The organism is Agrococcus sediminis (assembly GCF_007923295.1).
Lineage (GTDB): Bacteria > Actinomycetota > Actinomycetes > Actinomycetales > Microbacteriaceae > Agrococcus > Agrococcus sediminis.
The window spans coordinates 73,549-94,032 of sequence record NZ_VOIR01000012.1; the positions used below are offsets into that span (position 1 = coordinate 73,549).

At 73.3% G+C, this 20,484-nt stretch carries 22 protein-coding genes; 11 read left to right on the forward strand and 11 right to left on the reverse strand.

All coding sequences use genetic code 11. From position 1 onward, the window contains the following. The first annotated feature begins 37 nt into the window (after nt 1–37). Entirely contained in the window at nt 38–1,111 is a 1,074-nt protein-coding gene (locus FQ330_RS04010) for an ABC transporter ATP-binding protein (protein WP_146355474.1), read from the forward strand. A gap of 107 nt (nt 1,112–1,218) precedes the next feature. Beyond that, nucleotides 1,219–2,523: a DUF4032 domain-containing protein gene (locus tag FQ330_RS04015; RefSeq protein WP_146355476.1), complete on the forward strand. Its 1,305-nt coding sequence runs from the start codon at nt 1,219–1,221 to the stop codon at nt 2,521–2,523. Between the two features lie 30 nt (nt 2,524–2,553). Here FQ330_RS04015 and rlmB read toward each other — a convergent pair whose 3' ends face one another. The 4 genes from rlmB to FQ330_RS04035 form a co-directional block, all read right to left on the reverse strand. Next, a complete protein-coding gene (gene rlmB / locus FQ330_RS04020; protein WP_146355478.1) occupies nt 2,554–3,525 on the reverse strand; it encodes a 23S rRNA (guanosine(2251)-2'-O)-methyltransferase RlmB in 972 nt (323 codons plus the stop codon). Continuing rightward, a complete protein-coding gene (gene cysS / locus FQ330_RS04025; protein WP_146355480.1) occupies nt 3,522–4,931 on the reverse strand; it encodes a cysteine--tRNA ligase in 1,410 nt (469 codons plus the stop codon). Before cysS ends, rlmB begins: the two co-directional genes overlap by 4 nt. A gap of 106 nt (nt 4,932–5,037) precedes the next feature. Next, nucleotides 5,038–6,183: a 2-C-methyl-D-erythritol 4-phosphate cytidylyltransferase gene (ispD, locus tag FQ330_RS04030; RefSeq protein WP_146355482.1), complete on the reverse strand. Its 1,146-nt coding sequence runs from the start codon at nt 6,181–6,183 to the stop codon at nt 5,038–5,040. A 134-nt stretch (nt 6,184–6,317) separates the two neighbouring features. Then, entirely contained in the window at nt 6,318–6,806 is a 489-nt protein-coding gene (locus FQ330_RS04035; RefSeq protein WP_128190352.1) for a CarD family transcriptional regulator, read from the reverse strand. A 213-nt stretch (nt 6,807–7,019) separates the two neighbouring features. Here FQ330_RS04035 and FQ330_RS04040 point away from each other — a divergent pair, with 213 nt between their 5' ends. Beyond that, nucleotides 7,020–7,484, forward strand: coding sequence for a hypothetical protein (locus FQ330_RS04040; protein WP_146355484.1), 465 nt, complete (start codon nt 7,020–7,022; stop codon nt 7,482–7,484). 6 nt (nt 7,485–7,490) lie between these two features. Here FQ330_RS04040 and FQ330_RS04045 read toward each other — a convergent pair whose 3' ends face one another. Both FQ330_RS04045 and FQ330_RS04050 read right to left on the reverse strand, forming a co-directional pair. Further along, nucleotides 7,491–8,171, reverse strand: coding sequence for a response regulator transcription factor (locus tag FQ330_RS04045; RefSeq protein ID WP_146355486.1), 681 nt, complete (start codon nt 8,169–8,171; stop codon nt 7,491–7,493). Then, a complete protein-coding gene (locus FQ330_RS04050; protein ID WP_146355488.1) occupies nt 8,168–9,313 on the reverse strand; it encodes a sensor histidine kinase in 1,146 nt (381 codons plus the stop codon). Before FQ330_RS04050 ends, FQ330_RS04045 begins: the two co-directional genes overlap by 4 nt. A gap of 140 nt (nt 9,314–9,453) precedes the next feature. Between FQ330_RS04050 and phoU the strand changes: the two genes are divergently transcribed. Continuing rightward, nucleotides 9,454–10,155, forward strand: coding sequence for a phosphate signaling complex protein PhoU (phoU, locus tag FQ330_RS04055; protein ID WP_146355490.1), 702 nt, complete (start codon nt 9,454–9,456; stop codon nt 10,153–10,155). 68 nt (nt 10,156–10,223) lie between these two features. Here phoU and FQ330_RS04060 read toward each other — a convergent pair whose 3' ends face one another. Next, the gene (locus tag FQ330_RS04060; protein ID WP_128190699.1) at nt 10,224–10,970 is read right to left on the reverse strand and encodes a phosphoglyceromutase; all 747 of its coding nucleotides are present in this window, start codon (nt 10,968–10,970) and stop codon (nt 10,224–10,226) included. Nucleotides 10,971–10,994: 24 nt separating this feature from the next. On the opposite strand from FQ330_RS04060, the gene FQ330_RS04065 reads away from it, so the two are divergent. The 3 genes from FQ330_RS04065 to FQ330_RS04075 all read left to right on the forward strand — a co-directional run bounded on the left by FQ330_RS04065 (nt 10,995) and on the right by FQ330_RS04075 (nt 13,504). Continuing rightward, nucleotides 10,995–12,014 (forward strand): DUF305 domain-containing protein, encoded by a 1,020-nt coding sequence (locus tag FQ330_RS04065; RefSeq protein WP_225792683.1) that lies wholly within the window; start codon nt 10,995–10,997, stop codon nt 12,012–12,014. A 122-nt stretch (nt 12,015–12,136) separates the two neighbouring features. Further along, nucleotides 12,137–12,634 carry a DUF305 domain-containing protein gene (locus FQ330_RS04070; RefSeq protein ID WP_225792684.1) on the forward strand — a complete coding sequence of 166 codons (498 nt, stop codon included), beginning with the start codon at nt 12,137–12,139 and terminating at the stop codon, nt 12,632–12,634. Nucleotides 12,635–12,664: 30 nt separating this feature from the next. Further along, nucleotides 12,665–13,504, forward strand: coding sequence for a class I SAM-dependent methyltransferase (locus FQ330_RS04075; RefSeq protein ID WP_146355492.1), 840 nt, complete (start codon nt 12,665–12,667; stop codon nt 13,502–13,504). 8 nt (nt 13,505–13,512) lie between these two features. Here the strand turns inward: FQ330_RS04075 and ygfZ are convergent, their stop codons facing one another. The 4 genes from ygfZ to FQ330_RS04090 are packed head-to-tail and all read right to left on the reverse strand — an operon-like array spanning nt 13,513 to nt 15,620. Beyond that, the gene (gene ygfZ, locus FQ330_RS04080; RefSeq protein WP_146355494.1) at nt 13,513–14,580 is read right to left on the reverse strand and encodes a CAF17-like 4Fe-4S cluster assembly/insertion protein YgfZ; all 1,068 of its coding nucleotides are present in this window, start codon (nt 14,578–14,580) and stop codon (nt 13,513–13,515) included. Beyond that, nucleotides 14,577–15,197, reverse strand: coding sequence for an FABP family protein (locus FQ330_RS04085; RefSeq protein WP_146355496.1), 621 nt, complete (start codon nt 15,195–15,197; stop codon nt 14,577–14,579). Before FQ330_RS04085 ends, ygfZ begins: the two co-directional genes overlap by 4 nt. Before the next feature lie 3 nt (nt 15,198–15,200). Then, a complete protein-coding gene (locus tag FQ330_RS13625; RefSeq protein WP_263970107.1) occupies nt 15,201–15,323 on the reverse strand; it encodes a hypothetical protein in 123 nt (40 codons plus the stop codon). Between the two features lie 36 nt (nt 15,324–15,359). Beyond that, complete coding sequence (locus FQ330_RS04090; protein WP_128190066.1) at nt 15,360–15,620, reverse strand: hypothetical protein; 261 nt, start codon at nt 15,618–15,620, stop codon at nt 15,360–15,362. A gap of 79 nt (nt 15,621–15,699) precedes the next feature. Between FQ330_RS04090 and FQ330_RS04095 the strand changes: the two genes are divergently transcribed. From FQ330_RS04095 to FQ330_RS04110, 4 genes are read left to right on the forward strand one after another with little or no spacing between them, the layout of a single operon-like run. Next, a complete protein-coding gene (locus FQ330_RS04095; RefSeq protein WP_146355498.1) occupies nt 15,700–16,341 on the forward strand; it encodes a winged helix-turn-helix domain-containing protein in 642 nt (213 codons plus the stop codon). Next, nucleotides 16,338–17,141 (forward strand): mycothiol synthase, encoded by an 804-nt coding sequence (mshD, locus tag FQ330_RS04100; RefSeq protein ID WP_146355500.1) that lies wholly within the window; start codon nt 16,338–16,340, stop codon nt 17,139–17,141. The genes FQ330_RS04095 and mshD overlap by 4 nt, the downstream gene beginning before the upstream one ends. A 12-nt stretch (nt 17,142–17,153) precedes the next feature. After that, nucleotides 17,154–19,412: an RNA degradosome polyphosphate kinase gene (locus FQ330_RS04105; protein WP_146355502.1), complete on the forward strand. Its 2,259-nt coding sequence runs from the start codon at nt 17,154–17,156 to the stop codon at nt 19,410–19,412. After that, the gene (locus FQ330_RS04110; protein ID WP_146355504.1) at nt 19,409–20,356 is read left to right on the forward strand and encodes an NUDIX hydrolase; all 948 of its coding nucleotides are present in this window, start codon (nt 19,409–19,411) and stop codon (nt 20,354–20,356) included. Before FQ330_RS04105 ends, FQ330_RS04110 begins: the two co-directional genes overlap by 4 nt. The last annotated feature ends 128 nt before the right edge of the window (nt 20,357–20,484 follow it).

The window sequence follows — 20,484 nt, forward strand, 5'->3', positions numbered from 1 at the left end:
TCCGGCACGTCCCTGCCGGTGGAAAGGAAGCACGACGATGGCGTCTGTGACGTTCGACAACGCAACCCGGCTCTATCCGGGGAGCACCAAGCCCGCGGTCGACTCGATCGACCTGGAGATCGCCGACGGCGAGTTCCTCGTCCTGGTCGGCCCCTCCGGCTGCGGCAAGTCCACCACCCTCCGCATGCTCGCGGGCCTCGAGGAGGTCAACGACGGCCGGATCATGATCGGCGACCGCGACGTCACCGACATGCCGCCGAAGGACCGCGACATCGCGATGGTCTTCCAGAACTACGCGCTGTACCCGCACATGACGGTGGCCGAGAACATGGGCTTCGCGCTCAAGATCGCGGGCGTCGCCAAGGAGGAGCGCGCGAAGCGCGTCGAGGAGGCGGCGAAGCTGCTCGACCTCGAGCCCTACCTCGGCCGCAAGCCGAAGGCGCTCTCGGGCGGCCAGCGCCAGCGCGTCGCCATGGGCCGAGCGATCGTGCGCCAGCCGCAGGTGTTCCTCATGGACGAGCCGCTGTCGAACCTCGACGCCAAGCTGCGCGTGCAGACGCGCACGCAGATCGCGTCGCTGCAGCGCCGCCTCGGCGTCACGACCGTCTACGTCACGCACGACCAGACCGAGGCGCTCACGATGGGCGACCGCATCGCGGTGCTGAAGGACGGCATCCTGCAGCAGGTCGGCACGCCGCGCGACCTCTACGCGAACCCGGCGAACGTCTTCGTCGCCGGCTTCATCGGCAGCCCGGCCATGAACCTCATGTCGCTGCAGATGAGCGACCAGGGCGTGCACTTCGGCCAGCACCTCACCACCATCGAGCGCGAGCGGCTCGCGAAGGCGAAGGAGGGCGTCATCGTGGGCGTCCGCCCCGAGGACGTGTCGGTCTCCGAGCAGGGAGACGGCCTGCCGGTCGAGGTCGACCTCGTCGAGGAGCTCGGCGCCGACGGCTACCTGTACGGCCACGCCGACGTCGAGGGCAAGCGCGTCGACATCGTCGCGCGCGTCGACGGCCGCAACCACGCGACCGCCGGCGACACGGTCTACATCACGCCCGACCCCGAGCACCTGCACGTGTTCGACAAGGAGTCGGGCACGCGCCTCTGAGCGCGCACCGAGCGACGGGCCCCGGCATCGCGCCGGGGCCCGTCGCCGCGTCCGCAGGCGCCGGGATCGCCCCGGGGCGGATGCGCGGGCGGGCCTACGATGGCCGCATGCGCTCCGACATGCGGATCACCTCCTCGGTGATGGACGCGACGCTGCTCGACCTGCCCTGGGACCTGCCGCTCGACGAGTGGGGCGAGGACGACGTCGTGCAGCTGCCCAAGGGCATCTCGCGCCACCTCGTGCGCTTCGCGCGGCTCAACGGCCGGGTCGTCGCCATCAAGGAGACGACCGAGGAGATGGCGTCGCGGGAGTACTCGATGCTCCGCACCCTGCAGCGCCTCGACGTGCCGTGCGTCGAGCCGCTCGCGGTGATCGCGGGGCGCTCGGACGCCGACGGCGAGCCGTTGAACGCCGCGCTCGTGACCCGGCACCTGCGCTTCTCGCTCCCCTACCGCGCGCTCTACTCCTCCTCGATGCAGCCGTCGACCGCGCAGCGCCTCGTCGACGCCCTCGCGGGCCTGCTCGTGCGGCTGCACCTCGTGGGCTTCTACTGGGGCGACGTGTCGCTGTCGAACACACTGTTCCGCCGCGACGCGGGCGCCTTCGCCGCCTACCTCGTCGACGCCGAGACCGGCACCCTCGAGCGCGACGGCCTCTCGGACGGCCGCCGCGAGGACGACCTCGAGGTCGCGCGCGTCAACATCGCGGGCGAGCTGCTCGACCTCGCCGCCGGCGAGCGCCTCGACCCCTCGATCGACCCCGTCGCGGTCGCCGGCTCCATCGTCGAGCAGTACCGCTCGCTGTGGCACGAGCTCACCACCGAGCAGGTGATCCCCGCCTCCGAGCGCTGGCGCATCCGCGACCGCATCGAGCGCCTGAACCTGCTGGGCTTCGACATCGAGGAGCTCTCGATCAGCACGGGCGACGGCGGCACGACCGTGCGCATCCAGCCCAAGGTCGTCGACCCCGGCCACCACCACCGGCGGCTGCAGTCGCTCACCGGCATCGACGCGCAGGAGAACCAGGCGCGGCGGCTGCTCAACGACCTCGACGAGTACGTCGCGGTGCAGCACGACCAGCGCCCGAACGTCGGCGACGAGGCGCTCGCCAACGAGTGGTTCGAGCAGGTCTTCGCGCCGATCGTGGAGTCGGTGCCGCTCGAGCTGCGCGGCAAGCTCGAGGGCCCCGAGGTGTTCCACCACGTGCTCGAGCACCGCTGGTACCTGTCGGAGCAGCGGCAGTGCGAGGTGCCGCTCGTCGAGGCGGCCGCGAGCTACATCGAGACGCAGCTCGCGTACCTGCGCGACGAGGCCGCGCTGCTCAACGTGCCGACGACCATGACGATGCCCATCGTGACCCAGCAGGACCTGCAGGACGACGACGACGGCGTCGATTGGCGCGACAAGGTCTGAACCGCCGGGCGCTGCGCCGAGCGCGGCGGCTCAGCGCTCGGAGCGGCGCTTCGCGACCTCGTAGAGCGTGACGGATGCGGCGATGCCGGCGTTCAGCGACTCGGTCATCGACTCGATGGGGATCGAGACGATCGCGTCGCACGTCTCGGCGACGAGGCGCGACAGCCCCTTGCCCTCGCTGCCCACGACGATCACGAGGGGCCCGTTCGCGAGCTCGAGCTCGTGGAGCGCCACATCGCCGTCGCCGTCGAGGCCGATGACGAAGCAGCCCTGCGACTTCAGCTCCTTGAGCGAGGCGGTGAGGTTCGACGCCATCGCGACCGGCACGCGCGCGGCGGCGCCGGCGCTCGTCTTCCAGGCGCTCGCGGTGACGCCCACCGAGCGTCGCTGCGGCACGATGACGCCCTGCGCGCCGAACGCGGCGGCCGAACGGATGATCGCGCCGAGGTTGCGCGGGTCGGTGACGCCGTCGAGCGCGACGAAGAGCGGCGTCTGGCCGCGGTCGACGACCTGCTCGAGCAGGTCGATCGGGTGCGCGTACTGGTACGGCGGCACCTTGAGCGCGACGCCCTGGTGCACGGTGTCGTGGCCCGAGATGCGGTCGAGCTCGGGGCGCATGACCTCGAGGATGGGCACGCCGCGCTTCGTCGCGATCGAGAGGATCTCCTTCACGCGGTCGTCCATCTCGAGGCGCGCGGCCAGGATGAGCGACGTCGCCGGGATCTTCGTGCGGAGCGCCTCGAGCACCGCGTTGCGGCCGGTCACGAGCTCGGAGTCGTCCTTGGCCGACGTGGGCTTGCGGTGCCGCGGCGGCTGCGACGGGCGGCCCTTCGACGAGGCGGCCTCGTAGCGCTCGCGCGCCGCCTTGCGCTTGCCGGCGACGTGCCAGGAGCGGTCCTCGGCCTTCGGCGTGGGGCCCTTGCCCTCGAGGGCCTTGCGGCCGTGGCCGCCGGTGCCCTTGAGGGGGCCCTTCTTGCGCGGCGTGCGCTGCGGCTTGCTCATGCGATGCTCCAGGTGGTCGTGTGCTTGCCGTCCTCGACGAGGATGCCGGCGGCCGCGAGCGCGTCGCGGATGCGGTCGGAGGCGGCGAAGTCGCGCGCCTCGCGGGCCGAGCGGCGCTCCGCCAGGAGCGTCTCGACGAGGCTCGCGAGCGCGCCCGCCTCGGCCGACTGCCCAGAATGCCACACCTCGTCGCCCGGGTCGAGCCCCAGCACCCGCAGCATCGCGAGCACCTGGCCCGCCCGCTCGAGGGCCGCCCGGTCGTCGCCCGCGTCGAGGGCGATGTTCGCGGCGCGCGCGGTGTCGTGCAGCACCGCAACCGCCTGCGGAGTCGAGAGGTCGTCGTCCATGGCCGCGCCGAACGCATCCGGCACCGCCTCGTCGGGCAGCGCGCCGATGCGCGCGGCCCGGTCGAGCATCGCCTCGATGCGGCCGAACGCCGTCTCGGCCTCGGCGAGCGAGCCGCCCTCGAGGCTGCCGTCGGCGGTGCGCAGGTCGATCGTCGAGCGGTAGTGCGGCGCGACGAGGAAGTAGCGGGCGACGATCGGGCGCACGGCGCGCAGCAGGTCGGCGGCGAAGATCGAGTTGCCGAGCGACTTCGACATCTTCTCGCCGTCGACGTTGACGAGCCCGTTGTGGCTCCACACGCTCGCGAAGCCGAGCCCCGCCGCGGTCGACTGGGCGAGCTCGTTCTCGTGGTGCGGGAACCGCAGGTCGAGGCCCCCGCCGTGGATGTCGAACGCGTCGCCCAGGTAGCGGCGCGCCATCGCCGAGCACTCGATGTGCCAGCCCGGCCGGCCGCGGCCCCACGGCGACGCCCACGAGGCCGACTCCGGCTCGTCGTCCTTCTGCGCCTTCCAGAGCGCGAAGTCGCGCGGGTCGCGCTTGCCGCGCGGATCGGCGTCGGCGGCCGGCTCCATCTTCTCGACCGACTGGCGGGTGAGCGCGCCGTAGGCCTCCCACGAGCGCACGTCGAAGTAGACGTCGGCCGAGCCGTCGAGCGCCGGGTAGGCGTGGCCGCGCTCGATGAGCAGCGCGATGAGCGCGTGCATCTCGGGCACGGATGCGGTGGCGCGCGGCTCGTAGGTCGGCGCGAGCACGCCGACGGCCCGGTAGGCCGCCGAGAACTCGAGCTCGACGCGGTACGCGAGCGCCCACCACGGCTCGTCGACGGCGTTCACGAGCACCTTGTCGTCGATGTCGGTGACGTTGCGCACGAACGCGACGCGCAGCCCGCGGTGCTCGAGCCAGCGGCGCCACACGTCGTAGGCGACGGCGCTGCGCACGTGCCCGATGTGCGGCGACGACTGCACCGTCGGGCCGCAGACGTACATCGACACCCGGCCCGGCTGCAGCGGCTGCAGGTCGACGACGGCCTGCTGGCGGGAGTCGTAGATGCGCACGGTCACGGGCCCAAGGCTACTGCGCCGGGCTACGGCGACCCGTTCCACCGGGAACGACCCGGTGCACCGGGTCGGCGCGGGTCGAGGGGGTCGGACGCGCGGCGGCGGCGTATCAGGACCTGTGGATGAGCGCGGTCGCGATGGCCTGGACGCCCTCGCCGCGCCCGAGGGCGCCGAGCCCGTCGGTGGTGGTGCCGCTGACGCTGACCGGCGCGCCCACCATCGCCGAGAGCACCCGCTGCGCCTCGTCGCGCCGGCTGCCGATGCGCGGGCGCACGCCGAGCACCTGCACCGCCACGTTCGACGGCCGCCAGCCGTGCTCGGCGAGCAGCGCGACCGCGGCGCCGACGAAGACCTCGCCGCGCGCGCCCGCGTAGCGGGGGTCGTCGACGCCGACGAGCGCGCCGATGTCGCCGAGGCCCGCGGCGCCCAGCAGCGCGTCGACGATCGCGTGGCAGACGACGTCGCCGTCGGAGTGGCCGGCGAGGCCCTGCCCCTCCCACTCGAGCCCGGCGAGCCGCAGCGGGCCGTCGCCGCCGAAGGCGTGCACGTCGGCGCCGATGCCGACGCGGACCTCGGGAGCAGGAGCGGGCTGCGGCGCCAGCAGCGATGCCGCGCGCTCGGCGTCGGCGGGCGTCGTGATCTTGAAGGCGAGCTCGGCGCCCGCGACCGCCACGACGTCGACGCCGAGCGCCTGCACGAGCTGCGCGTCGTCGGTCGAGGCGGCCCGGTCGGGCGCCTCGGCGTAGGCGCGACGCAGCACCGCGGCGTCGAAGCCCTGCGGGGTCTGCATCGCGCGCAGCCGCGAGCGGTCGACGATCCCGCCGAGCTCGCCGTCGTGCGCTTCGCGGATCGTGTCGATCACCGGCAGCACCGGCACCACCGCCGCGGCGCCCGCCGCGAGCGCGTCGATCACCCGCTGCACGACCTCGCGCGGGGTCAGCGCCCGGGCCGCGTCGTGCACGAGCACGCGGCGCGCGTCGCCGACGGCGGCGAGGCCCGCGGCCACCGAGTCGGCGCGCGTCGCGCCGCCCGCCACCACCGACGCGACGACCCCCGCGCGCTCGGCGATCGCCGACGCATCCGCCTCGAGCCCGTCCGGCGCCACGACGACGAGCCGCGCGTCGACGCCCGCGAGGCCGCGCAGCGCGTGCTCGAGGATGGTCGCGCCCGCGACCTCGGCGAAGGCCTTCGGCACGCCGCGGCCGAGGCGCGTGCCGCTGCCGGCGGCGACGACGATGAGGGCGGTGTCGGTCACCCGGTCAGCCTAGGGCGCGCGGGGCGGCTCGGTCTCGAGACGGCGGCACTGCGCGCCGCCTCCTCGACCGCCGGAGGGCACAGCAGAAGAGGCGCCCTGCCTTGGGGACAGGGCGCCTCGGTCTGCGGTGCGGCTCAGCTCGCGGGGGCGAGGGCCTCGTCGAGGCGCGACGCGGCCGCGTCCTCATCGGTGTGCTCGGCGAGCGCCAGCTCGGACACGAGGATCTGGCGCGCCTTCGCGAGCATGCGCTTCTCGCCCGCCGACAGGCCGCGGTCCTGGTCGCGGCGCGACAGGTCGCGCACGACCTCGCTCACCTTGATCACGTCGCCCGAGGCGAGCTTCTCGACGTTCGCCTTGTAGCGGCGGGCCCAGTTGGTCGGCTCCTCGGTGAAGTCTGCGCGCAGCACCTCGAACACGCGGCCGAGGCCCTCCTCGCCGATCACGTCGCGCACGCCCACCATGTCGACGTTCTGCGCGGGGACCTCGATCGTCAGCCCGCCCTGTGCGACGTTGAGCTTGAGGTAGGTCGTCTCGACGCCCTTGATCTTGCGGACCTTGACCTCGGTGATCGTCGCGGCGCCGTGGTGGGGGTAGACGACCGTCTCTCCGACCTCAAAGTTCATCGAATGCTCCTCGTCATCGCCAGAACCTTGATTTTATCACAGCGTGTCGCTCGCGAGCGCGTGCCCGAGGGTGGTTGGATCGCGCTCCGCGCTGGCTCCTCGGCCGCATCGACCGGTCGCCCCGACGCCCGCCGCGGCGGGCGGCGTACTAGAGTGAAGCCCGACCGGCGGCGCATCCGAAGCAGCGCTGCCGGCCTCGTCGAAAGGGTCCCCGTGCGTCACCGCTCCCTCGCCGCCGCAGCCGCAGCCGTCGTCGTCGCGCTCGCCGCGACCGGCTGCAACATCCTCACGCCGCAGGCGACGACGATCCAGTACGACGCATCCGACGGCATCTCGGGCCAGACCGGCACGGTCGAGTTCCACAACGCCATGCTCATCGGCGAGCCCGAGGGCGACGCGCTCAACCTCGCCGTCACCTTCACCAACGACGGCGAGGCCACCTTCGTCGAGGTGCGCGTCGACGACGAGGCGCAGCAGGTGCGCATCCCGAGCGGCGTCACCACCTACGGCTTCCCCGAGCAGCAGCTCGTCTTCGAGGCGGGCAGCGACATCGAGTTCGGCGCGCAGCGCAACGTCTCGTTCCAGGCCGACGGCGCGGAGCCTGCGGGCGTGGGCGTGCAGGTCTTCTCGACCGAGTTCCCCGACTACGCCGACCTCGCGCCCGTCGACGGCGAGTGACTCCGGCTACCGCTCGAAGCGGTAGCCGAGCCCCCGCAGCGTGACCACCCGGGTCGGGTTCGAGGGGTCGTCCTCGATCTTCGCCCGCAGCCGCTTGATGTGCACGTCGAGCGTCTTCGTGTCGCCGAAGTAGTCGCTGCCCCACACCCGGTCGATGAGCTGACCGCGCGTCAGCACGCGTCCGGCGTTGCGCATCAGGTACTCGAGCAGCTCGAACTCGCGCAGCGGCATCGCCACCTCGGCGCCGCCGACGGTGACGGTGTGGCTGTCGGCGTCGAGGCGCACCGGGCCGACCTCGACCACCGAGTCGTCGTCCTCCTCCTCGGCCGCGCGGCGGCGGAGCACGGCACGGATGCGCGCGACGAGCTCGCGGGACGAGTACGGCTTCGTCACGTAGTCGTCGGCCCCCAGCTCGAGCCCCACGATCGTGTCGACCTCGCTGTCCTTCGCGGTGACCATGATGATCGGCACCTGCGAGGTGCGGCGGATGTGCCGGCACACCTCGATGCCGCTGCGCCCGGGGAGCATCAGGTCGAGGAGGATGAGGTCGGCGCCCTCCTGCTCGTACATCTGCACCGCGCGGTCGCCGTCGTCGGCGTGCGCCGTCTCGTAGCCCTCGAGCTCGAGCAGGTACGACAGGGGCTCGGCGAGCGCGTGCTCGTCCTCGACGATCAGGATGCGCGTCATGCAGTCTCCTTCGCGGGGGCGCCGGCGACCGGCAGCCGCAGGGTGAAGGTCGAGCCCTGACCGGGGCGCGACCAGAGCGTGATCTCGCCGCCGTGGCTGGCGGCGACGTGCTTCACGATACTGAGGCCGAGGCCGGTGCCGCCGGTCACCCGGCTGCGCGCGGGATCGACGCGGTAGAACCGCTCGAAGACCCGTTCCTGCTCCTCCGGCGCGATGCCGACGCCCTTGTCGGTCACCGCGATCTCGACGATGCCGTCGGCGACGCGCACGCCGACGCCGACGTGCGTCGCCTCCGGCGAGTACTGCACGGCGTTCGCGACGAGGTTCTGCACGGCCATCGTGACGAGCTCCTCCGAGCCCAGCACCTCCGCCTCGTCCAGCACCCGCGGGATGATGCGCATCCGCTTCGCCGCCGCCTGCACCTTGTTGCGGTCGATCGCGACATCGACGATGCGGCTGATCGAGACGCGCTCCGCGTGCGCGAGCGGGTCGGCGGCCTCGATGCGCGACAGGTCGATGAGCTCCTTCGACATGCGCGCGAGCCGATCGGCTTCGAGCTGCATGCGGCCGGCGAAGGCGCGCACGCGGGCGGGATCCTCGGCGGCCGCCTCGATCGCCTCGGCGAGCACCGCGACGGCGCCGATCGGGGTCTTCAGCTCGTGGCTGATGTTGGCGACGAAGTCGCGCCGCACGCCCGCGAGCCGCAGCTCCTCGGTGCGGTCGGCGGCGAGCACGAGCATGAAGCGGTTGCCGAGCGGCGCGATGCGCACCCGCAGGTGCATCTCGGTGCCCGTGCCGATGCGGCCGCGGCGGTGCACGAGGTCGAGCACCTCGGCCTCGCCGGTGCGCCACACGCGCCGCACCGCGGCGAGGATCTCGGGCGAGCGCAGCGCGCGCCCGTCGACGAGGTCGAGCGCGACGGCGCCCGGGGAGGAGAGGATGACCTGGCTCGAGCCGTCCATGACGATGCCGGCCGACTCGAGCACGTGCACCATCGCGGCGATGCCGTCGGGCACCGGCTCGCTCGCGATCGCCATCACCCGGCGCCCGCGCTGCGCGGCCACGCCGAGCAGGTGCACCGACGCCGCTCCGATCGCGAAGCCCAGCAGGAGCGCGAGGAGCACGTACCAGGAGGCGTCCACCCCGCCAGCGTAGTGGCGCGCGTCGTACCCCCCTGGGGTTCAGACTGCGGACACCCCCCGGTAACCTGGCGACGAAACACTCGGTGTCCGACCATGCCCGTGCTGCGACGCAGTGGGTGGCACAGCAAGGAGCAGGAGCAATGCGCGACGTCTTCCAGCAGGAGCTCGCCGAGGTGCAGGACCGCCTCGTCGACATCGCCAACCACGTCATCGTCTCGATCGAGGCGGCGGTGCGGGCGTTCGGCGACTCGAACGTGCAGCTCGCCGAGCAGGTGATCGCCGCCGACCCGCTCATCGACGACAAGGCGTCCGCCCTCGACGAGCTCGCGATCGACATCATCGCCCGCCAGTCGCCGGTCGCCCGCGACCTGCGCATCGTCGTCTCGGCGCTGCGCATCTCGGCGTCGCTCGAGCGCATGGGCGACCTCGCCCGGCACATCGCGATGCTCGCGCGCTACCGCTTCCCGATGCAGGTGGTGCCCGAGTCGCTGCAGCCGACCTTCGTCGAGATGGGCGCGAGCGACATCGAGATCGCCAAGCTGCTGCGCGACCTGCTCGCGACCCAGGACCTCTCGATCGCCGAGCGCATCGAGGCCTCGGACGAGCACGTCGACCAGCTGCACCGCGACGTGTTCTCGCACGTGCTCGGCACCGAGTGGCAGGGCGCAGCGCACACGACCGTCGACGCGACGCTCGCGAGCCGCTACCACGAGCGCTTCGCCGACCACGCGGTCGGCATCGCCAAGAAGGTCAAGTACCTCGCGACCGGCGACTGGGTGGGCGACGAGGATGCGCACGCGGCGCTGTCGCCGGAGCCGGTGCAGCCCGCCGACCTCGGCTGAGCCGCCCCGCACGACGAGAGGGCCCCGCGATCGCGGGGCCCTCTTCGCGTGCGCGCGTCAGCGCGCGGTCAGTGCTTGCCCTGGCTCGCCACGGCGGCGGCACCGGCGGCCGCGGCCTCCGGGTCGAGGTACTCCCCCGGCCCGAGCGGCATGTTGTCATCGCCGAGGCGGTAGACGAGCGGGATGCCGGTGGGGATGTTGAGGGCCGCGATGTCGTCGTCGGAGATGCCGTCGAGGTGCTTCACGAGCGCGCGCAGCGAGTTGCCGTGCGCGGTGACGAGCACGGTGCGGCCCGCGTCGAGGTCCTTCGTGATCGTCGACTCCCAGTAGGGCAGGAAGCGCTCGATGACGTCCTTCAGGCACTCCGTCTTCGGCACCTCGCCGTCGATGTCGGCGTAGCGCGGGTCGTCGGCCTGCGAGTACTGGTTGTCGTCGGCGATGGGCGGCGGCGGGGTGTCGAACGAGCGGCGCCAGAGCATGAACTGCTCCTCGCCGTACTGCTCGAGCGTCTCGGCCTTGTCCTTGCCCTGCAGGTCGCCGTAGTGGCGCTCGTTGAGCCGCCACGAGCGGTGCACGGGGATCCAGTCGCGCTCGGCCGCGTCGAGCGCGATGTTGGCGGTCTTGATCGCGCGGGTGAGCAGCGACGTGTAGAGCACGTCGGGCAGCACGCCGTGCTCGCGCAGCAGCTCGCCGCCGCGCTTCGCCTCCGCCTCGCCCTTCGGCGTCAGCGGCACGTCGACCCAACCGGTGAACTGGTTGCTCTCGTTCCACGTCGACTGGCCGTGGCGGAGCAGGATGAGGGTGCGCTCGGTCATGCCGCCAGCCTAGCCCGCGAGCGCGTGCCGGAGCCGGGTGCGGCCGCTGGGGCGGCTGCGCCCGAGCGGGGCCGGCGCGCCCGCGCCCGTCGGGCGCAGCGGCCCCCGTCGGCGGCGGCGCCTGGGGCCCGGCTGCGCGGCCGGGGTAGGCATGCCGCCCACGAGGCGGGCATCGCGCAGGCCGCCGCCCACGACGGGCACGCCGCACCCGCTGCGGCCGCCGCGCACGGCGACCACGCCGGGCACGCGATGCCGGTCGCAGCGCCGGCCGAGCCGGCCGGGCTGCTCGCTGCGCTCGACTGCAGCGACGACGGCTGCGAGGGCCTCGCCGCGATGGCCGCGGGCTGCGTGCTCGCGCTGCTCGCGCTCGTCCTCGTCGTGCGGCCCTCCGTCGCGGCGACGCTCCTGCGGCTCCCCCGCGGCGTCCTCGCCGAGCGCGCGCTGCTGCTCAGCGCGCTCACGACCGCGCTCGTGCTCACGGGCTGCAGCAGCAGCCCCGACGCCGAGCCCGCCTCGACCCCCACCGCCGCCGAGACCGCGCCCGCCGCCACGAGCGGGGCGGATGCGTCGGAGGGCAACCAGCACGACGTCACGTTCCTCGAGAACATGATCCCCCACCACCAGCAGGCCATCGACATGAGCGAGATCGTGCTCGCGAAGGACGGCGTCGACGAGCGCGTCGCCGACCTGGCGGAGCGGATCCGGGCCGCGCAGCAGCCCGAGATCGACGAGATGACCGCCCTGCTCGAGGAGTGGGGCTACGAGGTGGACGCCTCCGGCGGCCACGGCGGCCACGGCATGGGCACCGGCGGCGGCATGATGATGTCCGAGGACGACATGGAGGCGCTCGAGGCCGCCGACGGCGCCGAGGCGTCGCGCCTGTTCCTCGAGCAGATGATCGTGCACCACGAGGGCGCGATCATGATGGCCGAGGCGCAGCTGAGCATGGGCCGCGCCGACGCCGTGGGCGAGCTCGCCCAGCGCATGCTCGACGACCAGACCGCCGAGATCGCCGAGATGCGGCAGCTGCTCACCGAGCTGTGACGCAGGCGGGGACGGCCTCCGGGTCGTCCCCGCCCCTCCCGCGCCGCAGCCCAGCGCCGCCCACTCCTGCGCGCTCCCGCGCACCGCGAACCGTCCACCGCCGATCCCTCGAGGAGGACCGCATGTCCCACCACCACGACCAGTCCCGCCACGGCGCATCCGACCACGGCAGCCCCGCCCGCATGTACGTGAGGTTCGGCATCATGCTCCTGCTGAGCCTCGGGCTCATGTGGGTGCTGTCGATGTCGATGGTGCGCGAGCCCGGCCACTTCATCCTCAACCTCAGCAACTTCTCCATGGCGCTCATCATGGTGGCCGCGATGGGCATCCTGATGCTCGTCGGCATGTGGTCGATGTTCCGCAGCACGAAGGCCAGCATCGCGCTGCTCATCGGCTTCGCTGCGCTGCTCGTCGGGGCGTTCGCGCTCGGCCGCAGCGAGGCGTTCGTCGGCGACCGCGCGTTCCTGGAGTCGATGATCCCCCACCACTCGCGGGCGATCCTCGTCTGCCAGGAGGCCGACCTCAGCGACCCCGAGGTCGTCGCGCTGTGCGACAGCATCGTCGAGGCGCAGCGGGAGGAGATCGCCCAGATGCAGGGCATCCTCGACCGGCTGGAGTGACGCGCGCCGGCCCGCCGCGACAATGGAGGCGTGGCGAAGCCGACTGGGCGCATCACGCGCGGCACGACCGGGGTGAACCGGCTGCGCCGCGTCGACCGCTGGATCGCCGCGCAGCCGGCCGCGCGCGTGCCCGGCTGTCTCGTGGTCGACCTCGGCTACGGCGCGAGCGCCACCACGAGCCTCGAGCTGCACGAGCGGCTCGCGCGCGGCAACCCGACCCTCGAGGTGCTGGGGCTCGAGATCGACCCGGAGCGCGTCGCCCGCGCGACCGCCGAGCTCGCCGCGGCCCGCGAGGCGGGCCCGACGCGGTACGGCCGCGCGATCGCGGCGGATGCGCGGGTGTCGTTCGCGCTCGGCGGCTTCGAGGTGCCCGCGCCGCGGCCGCCGCACGTGATCCGCGCGATGAACGTGCTGCGCCAGTACGACGAGGCCGAGGTCGTTGGCCACTGGGCGACGATGCTCGAGCGGCTCGCGCCGGGCGGTCTGCTCGTCGAGGGCACCTCGAACGAGGTCGGCCGCGTCTGCTCCTGGGTGGCGCTCGACGCCGCCGGCCCCCGCTCGCTCACGATCGCGCTCAAGGTCGACGAGCTCGGCTCCGACGCGATGGAGGCGCCGTCGGTGGTCGCGGAGCGGCTGCCGAAGGCGCTCATCCACCGCAACGTGCCGGGCGAGCGCGTGCACGCGCTGCTCGCCGAGCTCGACCGCGCGTGGGCGTCGCACGCGCCGCTCGCCGACTTCGGCGCGGTGCAGCGCTGGCAGGCGACGGTGCGGCGGATGCGCGACACCGGCTGGCCGGTGCTCGGCACGGCGGCGAGGTGGCGGCTCGGCGAGCTGACGGTCGCGTGGGAGGCCGTCGCGCCGCGAGCGTGAGCGGCGCGCTACGCCGGCGGCGCGGGCCGGCGCACCGCGCCGAGCCGCGGCAGCCGCGGCGGCCGGTGCGCGTGGCCGGCCGTCGGCGGCACGAGCACCTGCTGGGCGGCGGCGACGAGCACGCCGTCGGCCGTGCGCACCGCGAGGTCCTCGTCGGCGGGCGCGCCGCGCTTGACCACCGCGAGGGCGATCGGCCCGAGCTCGTCGTGCATCGCGGCCGAGGTGACCGTGCCGACCTCTGCGGCGTCCTCGCCCGGCCGCACCACCGCATCCCCCGCCGCCACCGGCGCGTTCTCGGAGCCGTCGAGGTGCAGCAGCACCACGCGGCGCGGCGGGGCGCCGAGGTTGTGCACCTTCGCGACCGTCTCCTGCCCGCGGTAGCAGCCCTTCTGCAGGTGCACCGCGGTCGTGAGCCAGTCGAGCTCGTGCGGGATCGACCGCTCGTCGACCTCGGCGAGCGCCGGGCGGCCGGCGGCGATGCGCAGCGCGTCGGCGGCGAGCGTGCCGACGAAGCGCGCCGGGTCGAGCGCGGCGGCCTCGTCGGGCGCGAGGATCGCCTCCGACCAGCGCCACGGCTCCCCCGTCGGCTCGCCGTAGCGCACGCCGCCGGGAGCGACCTCGGGCCAGCCGTCGATCCAGGCGAGGTCGGCGGCCGGCTCGCCCGCGGTGCCGACGACCACGACGCCCGGCCGGTCGATCTCGACCTGCTTGAAGAAGCGCATCCGCGTCAGCCACGCCTGGAGCGCGTCGCCGGTGCCGGCGTCGACGAGGATCCAGAGCTCGTCGCCCGTCCACCGCAGCCGCAGCGCGTGCTCGATGCGCCCCTCGGGCGAGAGCACGAGCGTCTCGGCCGAGTCGCCCGGCGCGAGCGCCGTGAGCGCCTGGCTCGTGATCGAGTCGAGCCACGGGAGCGTGTCGGGGCCGCTCATGCGCAGCACGTCGCGCGGCAGCAGCACGAGCGCGCCCTGCCGCAGCCGGCGCTGCTCGGCCATCGGGTTGCCGACGTGCAGCGGCAGGCCGGTGGCCTCGTCGAGCACGGCGCCCGGGATCGCGGCGGCGAGCGCGGCGGCGCTCATCGGCCCTCGTTCGCCTCGCTCGGCGTGACCCGGGCGAGCCTCGCCGAGGCGTGGCTCTCGAGCCCCTGGCCGAGCGCCGCGAGATCCCACGCCCACAGCAGGTGCTGGTCGACGAGGCCGAGCATGCGGGTGGAGGCGGTGTGCTCCTTCGCGCCGGCGCCGCGCAGCACCGCGTCGGTCGCGAGGTCGATGCGCGGGCCGTCGATCGTGCCGAGGTAGAGCTCGGCGACGCCGGCCGGATGGGCGATGAGGGCCTGCAGGTCGAAGGCGCCGTCGGGGCGGCGCAGGGCCTCGACCGCCTCGGCGGAGTCGTAGGCCGGGGCGCCCTCGGGCGGCAGCATGCCGGGACCGGCGTCGGCCTCGGCCGCGGGCCGGGCGAGCCGCCAGAAGCCCGTCTCGGCCGCGAGCGGCGTCAGCTGGTCGTCGAGGATCCAGGCGTACGCCTCGTACGCGAGGTAGGGGTGGCCGTGATGGGCGAACGAGACGCGCTGCCCGAACTCGCGCTCGACGGTGCGGTCGCCGACCGGGAAGGAGAGCACGCCCGTGCCCTTCCAGCTGCCGATCAGCCACTGCAGCGGGCCGAGCTCCGCCGGGAGCGTGGGATCGAGCTCGAGCACCGGCTAGCGCTGGCCCTTGAAGAGGTTGCGGATCACGACGAACGAGACGCCGAGGATCGCGACCATCGCAAGGCCGAGCAGACCGAGGAAGAAGATCTCGAGGGCGACGACGGGGATTCCTGCCATGCGTCGATCCTAGCCCTCCCCCGGCGGCCGCCCGGCCTACAGCGCCGTGAGCGGCACCAGGATCGCGCTCGCGAGCGCCAGCACCACGACCGAGCCGAAGACGGCCGCCGCGAGCCGGTCGACGAGGCCCGGCACCGTCGGTCCGCCGAGCTGGATCGCGAACGCGGTGAGCGTGCACACGCCCAGCACGATCGGCAGCCAGACGATGCCGTCGTCGGGCTGCAGCAGTGCCACGAGCACGGCGCCCACGGCAGCGAGCAGCCACACCGGCCACACGCTCGCCCATCGCCACGTCATGCCGCTCATTGTGTCGCAGGTCGGGCGACGGCGCAGGCCGCACGCGGCGCTGGGTAGGATCGTGCTGGCAGGAGGCTGGATGGCGCACGTCGTGATCTTCACCCGCCGCGACCAGGGCGTGCTGCCGAGCATCGAGCTCCTCGAGCATCGCGTCACCACGCTCCCTGGCACCGCGGCCGCCGTCGCGCACGCCCCCGACGCCGACCTCACGATCGTCGACGGCGCGGTCGAGCTGGCCGCCGCCAAGGCGATCTGCCGCCTCCTCGACGGCGACTCGACGCCCGTGCTGCTCGTGCTGTCGGAGGGCGGCTTCACGGCCGTCACCGCCGACTGGGGGGTCGACGACATCGTGCTCGACTCCGCCGGTCCCGCCGAGCTCGAGGCGCGCATCCGCCTCGCCTCCTCGCGCCGCCACAAGGCCGGCCCGATCGTCACGAGCGGGCTCTCGATCGACGAGGCCAGCTACCAGGCGAAGGTCGACGGCAAGCCCATCGACCTCACCTACAAGGAGTTCGAGCTGCTGCGGTTCCTCGCCTCGCACCCGGCGCGCGTGTTCACCCGCGAGCAGCTGCTGAGCGAGGTGTGGGGCTACGACTACTTCGGCGGCACCCGCACCGTCGACGTGCACGTGCGGCGGCTGCGCGCGAAGCTCGGCGACCTCGAGAGCGTCATCGGCACGGTGCGCGGCGTCGGCTACCGGTTCGAGCTGGTGGACGAGTGATCGTCGAGGTGCGGGCCCTCGCCGACGCGTGCGCGGCGCACGACGGCAGCCGCCCGTTCAACGACCAGGCGCTCGTCGAGCTCGAGCGCGGCGAGCGCCGCGTCGTCGGCGAGGCCGGCGCGCTCGCGGTCGTGAGCGACGCCGAGCGCGAGGTCGAGCTCGCCGTCGCGCCCGAGCTGCGCCGCCGGGGCCTCGGCCGCGCGCTCGCCGAGCGGGTCGCCGCCGAGCTCGACGGGTTCGATGCATGGGCGCACGGCGACCTGCCCGGCGCGCGCGCCATCGCCGAGCGGCTCGGGATGACGCAGGTGCGCACGCTCCTGCAGCTGCGCGCGCCCGTGCCGGCCGGGGCCGACCGCCTGCCCGACGGGGTGCGTCGCTTCGAGCCCGGCGACGCATCCGCCCTCCTCGCGCTCAACGCCGCCGCCTTCGCCGACCACCCCGAGCAGGGCCGCATGTCGGCCGACGACCTCGCCGCGCGCATGGCCGAGCCGTGGCACGACGACGCGAACCTCCTCGTCGCGCCCGGCGAGCGCGGGCTCGACGCGTTCGCGTGGGTCAAGCCCGACGGCGACGTCGCCGAGCTGTACGTGCTCGGCGTCTCGCCCGCGCGCCAGGGCGCGGGGCTCGGGGGGCGGATGCTCAAGGCCGCGTTCGTGCGCATGCGCGCGCTCGGCGCGGGCACGGCCCACCTCTACGTCGAGGGCGAGAACGCCGCGGCCCTCGCGCTCTACCGGCGTGCCGGCTTCGACCAGTGGGCCATCGACGTGCGCTGGCACCGCGCGCCGTCCACCCGTCGTTGACACAATGGCGGCATGACTGACGTCACCGCCCCCGGCTCGGCCCCCGCGACCGACGAGCCGCCCCTCGAGCGCCGCACGCGCTCGCTCGAGGAGGAGCAGAGCTTCCACGACGCCAACGAGGCCGACTTCGACGACTACGACGACGAGTCGAGCTGGTCGGCCGAGATGCAGGGCACGCCCACCGACGACGGGCTGCCCGCCGACCGCTTCCTCGACCGCGAGCTGTCGTGGCTCGCCTTCAACGAGCGCGTGCTCGAGCTGGGCGAGGACCCGCGCGTGCCGCTGCTCGAGCGCGCCAACTTCCTGGCGATCTTCGCCTCCAACCTCGACGAGTTCTTCATGGTGCGGGTGGCGGGCCTCAAGCGCCGCATCACCACCGGCCTCGCCGTGCCGACCAACGTCGGCATCGCCCCGCACGAGCTGCTCGACCAGATCGTGCACCGCGCGCACGAGCTGCAGCAGCGGCACGCGCGCGCCGCGCAGCAGTCGTTCGCGCCGGAGCTCGAGGCGGCCGGCATCAGCATCGTCACGTGGGGGCAGCTGAGCGACGCCGAGCGCGAGGCCATGTCGGCGCGCTTCGAGGCCGAGATCTTCCCCGTCCTCATGCCCCTCGCGGTCGACCCCGCGCATCCGTTCCCCTACATCTCGGGGCTCTCGCTCAACCTCGCCGTGCGCGTGCGCGTGCCCGACGAGGAGGAGGAGCAGTTCGCTCGCCTCAAGGTGCCCGCGGTGCTGCCCCGCTTCGTCGAGCTCTCGCGCGGCGGCGACGGCTCGCAGCGCTTCCTGCCGCTCGAGGAGCTCATCGCCAACAACCTCGACGAGGTCTTCTCGGGCATGGAGATCGTCGAGCACCACGTCTTCCGCGTCACCCGCAACGAGGACGTCACGATCGACGAGGACGACACCGAGAACCTCATCAAGGCGCTCGAGCACGAGCTCTCGCGCCGCAAGTTCGGCCCGCCCATCCGCCTCGAGGTCGCCGAGGACATGGACGACGACACGCTCGACCTGCTCGTCGACGAGCTGGGCATCACCGACCGCGAGGTGTACCGGCTGCCCGGGCTGCTCGACCTCAGCGGCCTGTTCCAGCTCGCCGGCATCGACCGGCCCGACCTGCACTACACGAAGCGCGTGCCCGTCACCGCGCCCTCGTTCCTCCCCGGCGAGCAGGACGACCAGCCCGACCTCTTCCAGGCGATCACGCGCAAGGACGTGCTCGTGCACCACCCCTACGAGTCGTTCGCGACGAGCGTGCAGGCGCTGCTCGAGCAGGCCGCCGACGACCCCGACGTGCTCGCCATCAAGCAGACGCTCTACCGCACCTCCGGCGACTCCCCCGTCGTCGCGGCGCTCATCCGCGCGGCCGCCGCCGGCAAGCAGGTGCTCGCGCTCGTCGAGGTGAAGGCGCGCTTCGACGAGCAGGCCAACATCCGCTGGGCGCGCCAGCTCGAGCGCGCCGGCGTGCACGTCGTCTACGGCATCGTCGGGCTCAAGACGCACTGCAAGCTCATGATGATCGTGCGGCGCGAGAACGGCCGGCTGCGGCACTACTGCCACATCGGCACCGGCAACTACAACCCGAAGACGAGCCGCATCTACGAGGACTTCGGGCTCTTCACCGACAACGACCAGGTCGGCCGCGACATCACGCGGCTGTTCAACGAGCTCTCGGGCTACGCGAAGGAGAAGTCGTTCCAGCGGCTGCTCGTCGCACCCCGGCACCTGCGCAAGGGGCTGCTGCAGCGCATCGAGCGCGAGACCGCCGCCGCCACCGCCGGCCGCACCGCGCGCATCCGCCTCAAGCTCAACTCCATCGTCGACGAGCAGATCATCGACGCGCTCTACCGCGCGAGCCGTGCGGGCGTCGAGGTGCAGATCTGGGTGCGCGGCATCTGCTCGATCAAGCCGGGCGTGCCGGGGCTGAGCGAGAACATCGTCGTCCGCTCGATCGTCGGCCGCTACCTCGAGCACTCGCGCGTGTTCGCGTTCTGGAACGACGGCAGCGAGGAGGTCTTCATCGGCTCGGCCGACATGATGCACCGCAACCTCGACCGCCGCGTCGAGACGCTCATCCAGCTCACCTCGAGCGAGCACATGCGCGACATCTCGCAGCACTTCGACAAGGCGATGTCGCCCCAGACCGCCGCCTGGATCGCCGAGTCGGACGGCACGTGGACGCGCCGGTTCTACACCGAGGACGGCGCCCCGCTCGACGACCTGCACCGCGACCGCATGATCCAGATCCAGCGGCGGAAGCGGACGAACCGGTGACCGACCTGCCTGCGACGCCGGTGCTCGCCGCCGGCGCCGTACTCTGGCGGCGCGTCGACGGCGAGGTGCTCGTGCTGCTCGTCGAGCGCACGCAGCACCGCGACCACTCGCTGCCGAAGGGCAAGCTCGACCCGGGCGAGACGCTGCCCCAGTGCGCGGCGCGCGAGATGGAGGAGGAGACCGGCCTCGCGATCGTGCTCGGTGCGCCGCTCGGCCACAGCGAGTACCGGCTGCCCGACGGCCGCGACAAGGTCGTCTACTACTGGCAGGCTTCCGTCGACGAGGAGGCCGTCGCGGCGTCGGCGTTCGCGCCGAACGACGAGATCCTCGAGCTCGAGTGGCTGCCGATCGCCGACGCGAAGGCGCGCTGCAGCTACCAGCACGACGTCGCGATCATCGAGCGGTTCGAGGAGCGCCTCGAGCGCGGCCACGAGCGCACGTTCCCGATCGTCGCGCTGCGGCACGCGAAGGCGGCGAGCCCGTTCTCCTGGGAGGGGGCGGATGCGTCGCGCACGCTCACGGAGCGGGGCGAGCGGCAGTCGCGGTCGATCGCGCCCGGCATCGCCGCCTTCGGCCCGGAGCGCATCGTCACCTCCGACGCCGTGCGCTGCCGGCAGACCGTCGAGCCGCTCGCTGCGCTCACGGGGCTCGAGCCCAAGGCGACGGCCGACATCAGCCAGGAGTCGCCCGTCGACCCGCGCGATGCGCTCGCGCGGCGCATCGGCACGGCGGTGCGCAAGCGGCGCGGCACGGTGCTCTGCTCGCACGCGCCGATCATCCCCGAGATCGTGACCGCGGTCGTGCACGCGACGGATGCGCTGGAGTCGGAGCGCACGCACCGCGCGTCGATGCTGCACACGGCCGAGTTCACCGTGCTGCACGTGAGCGCCGGCGACGAGCCCGCGCTCGTGGCGCTCGAGACGCACTGCTCCCCCGAGCGCTGACCCCTCCCGCCACCGCTACCCCGCTCGTCGAGCAGGCGCCGCACGCGCCCGCCCCACCCCGCTCGTCGAGCAGGCGCCCCACTCCCCCTCCCCACCGCTCGTCGAGTAGGCGCCGCAGGCGCCGTATC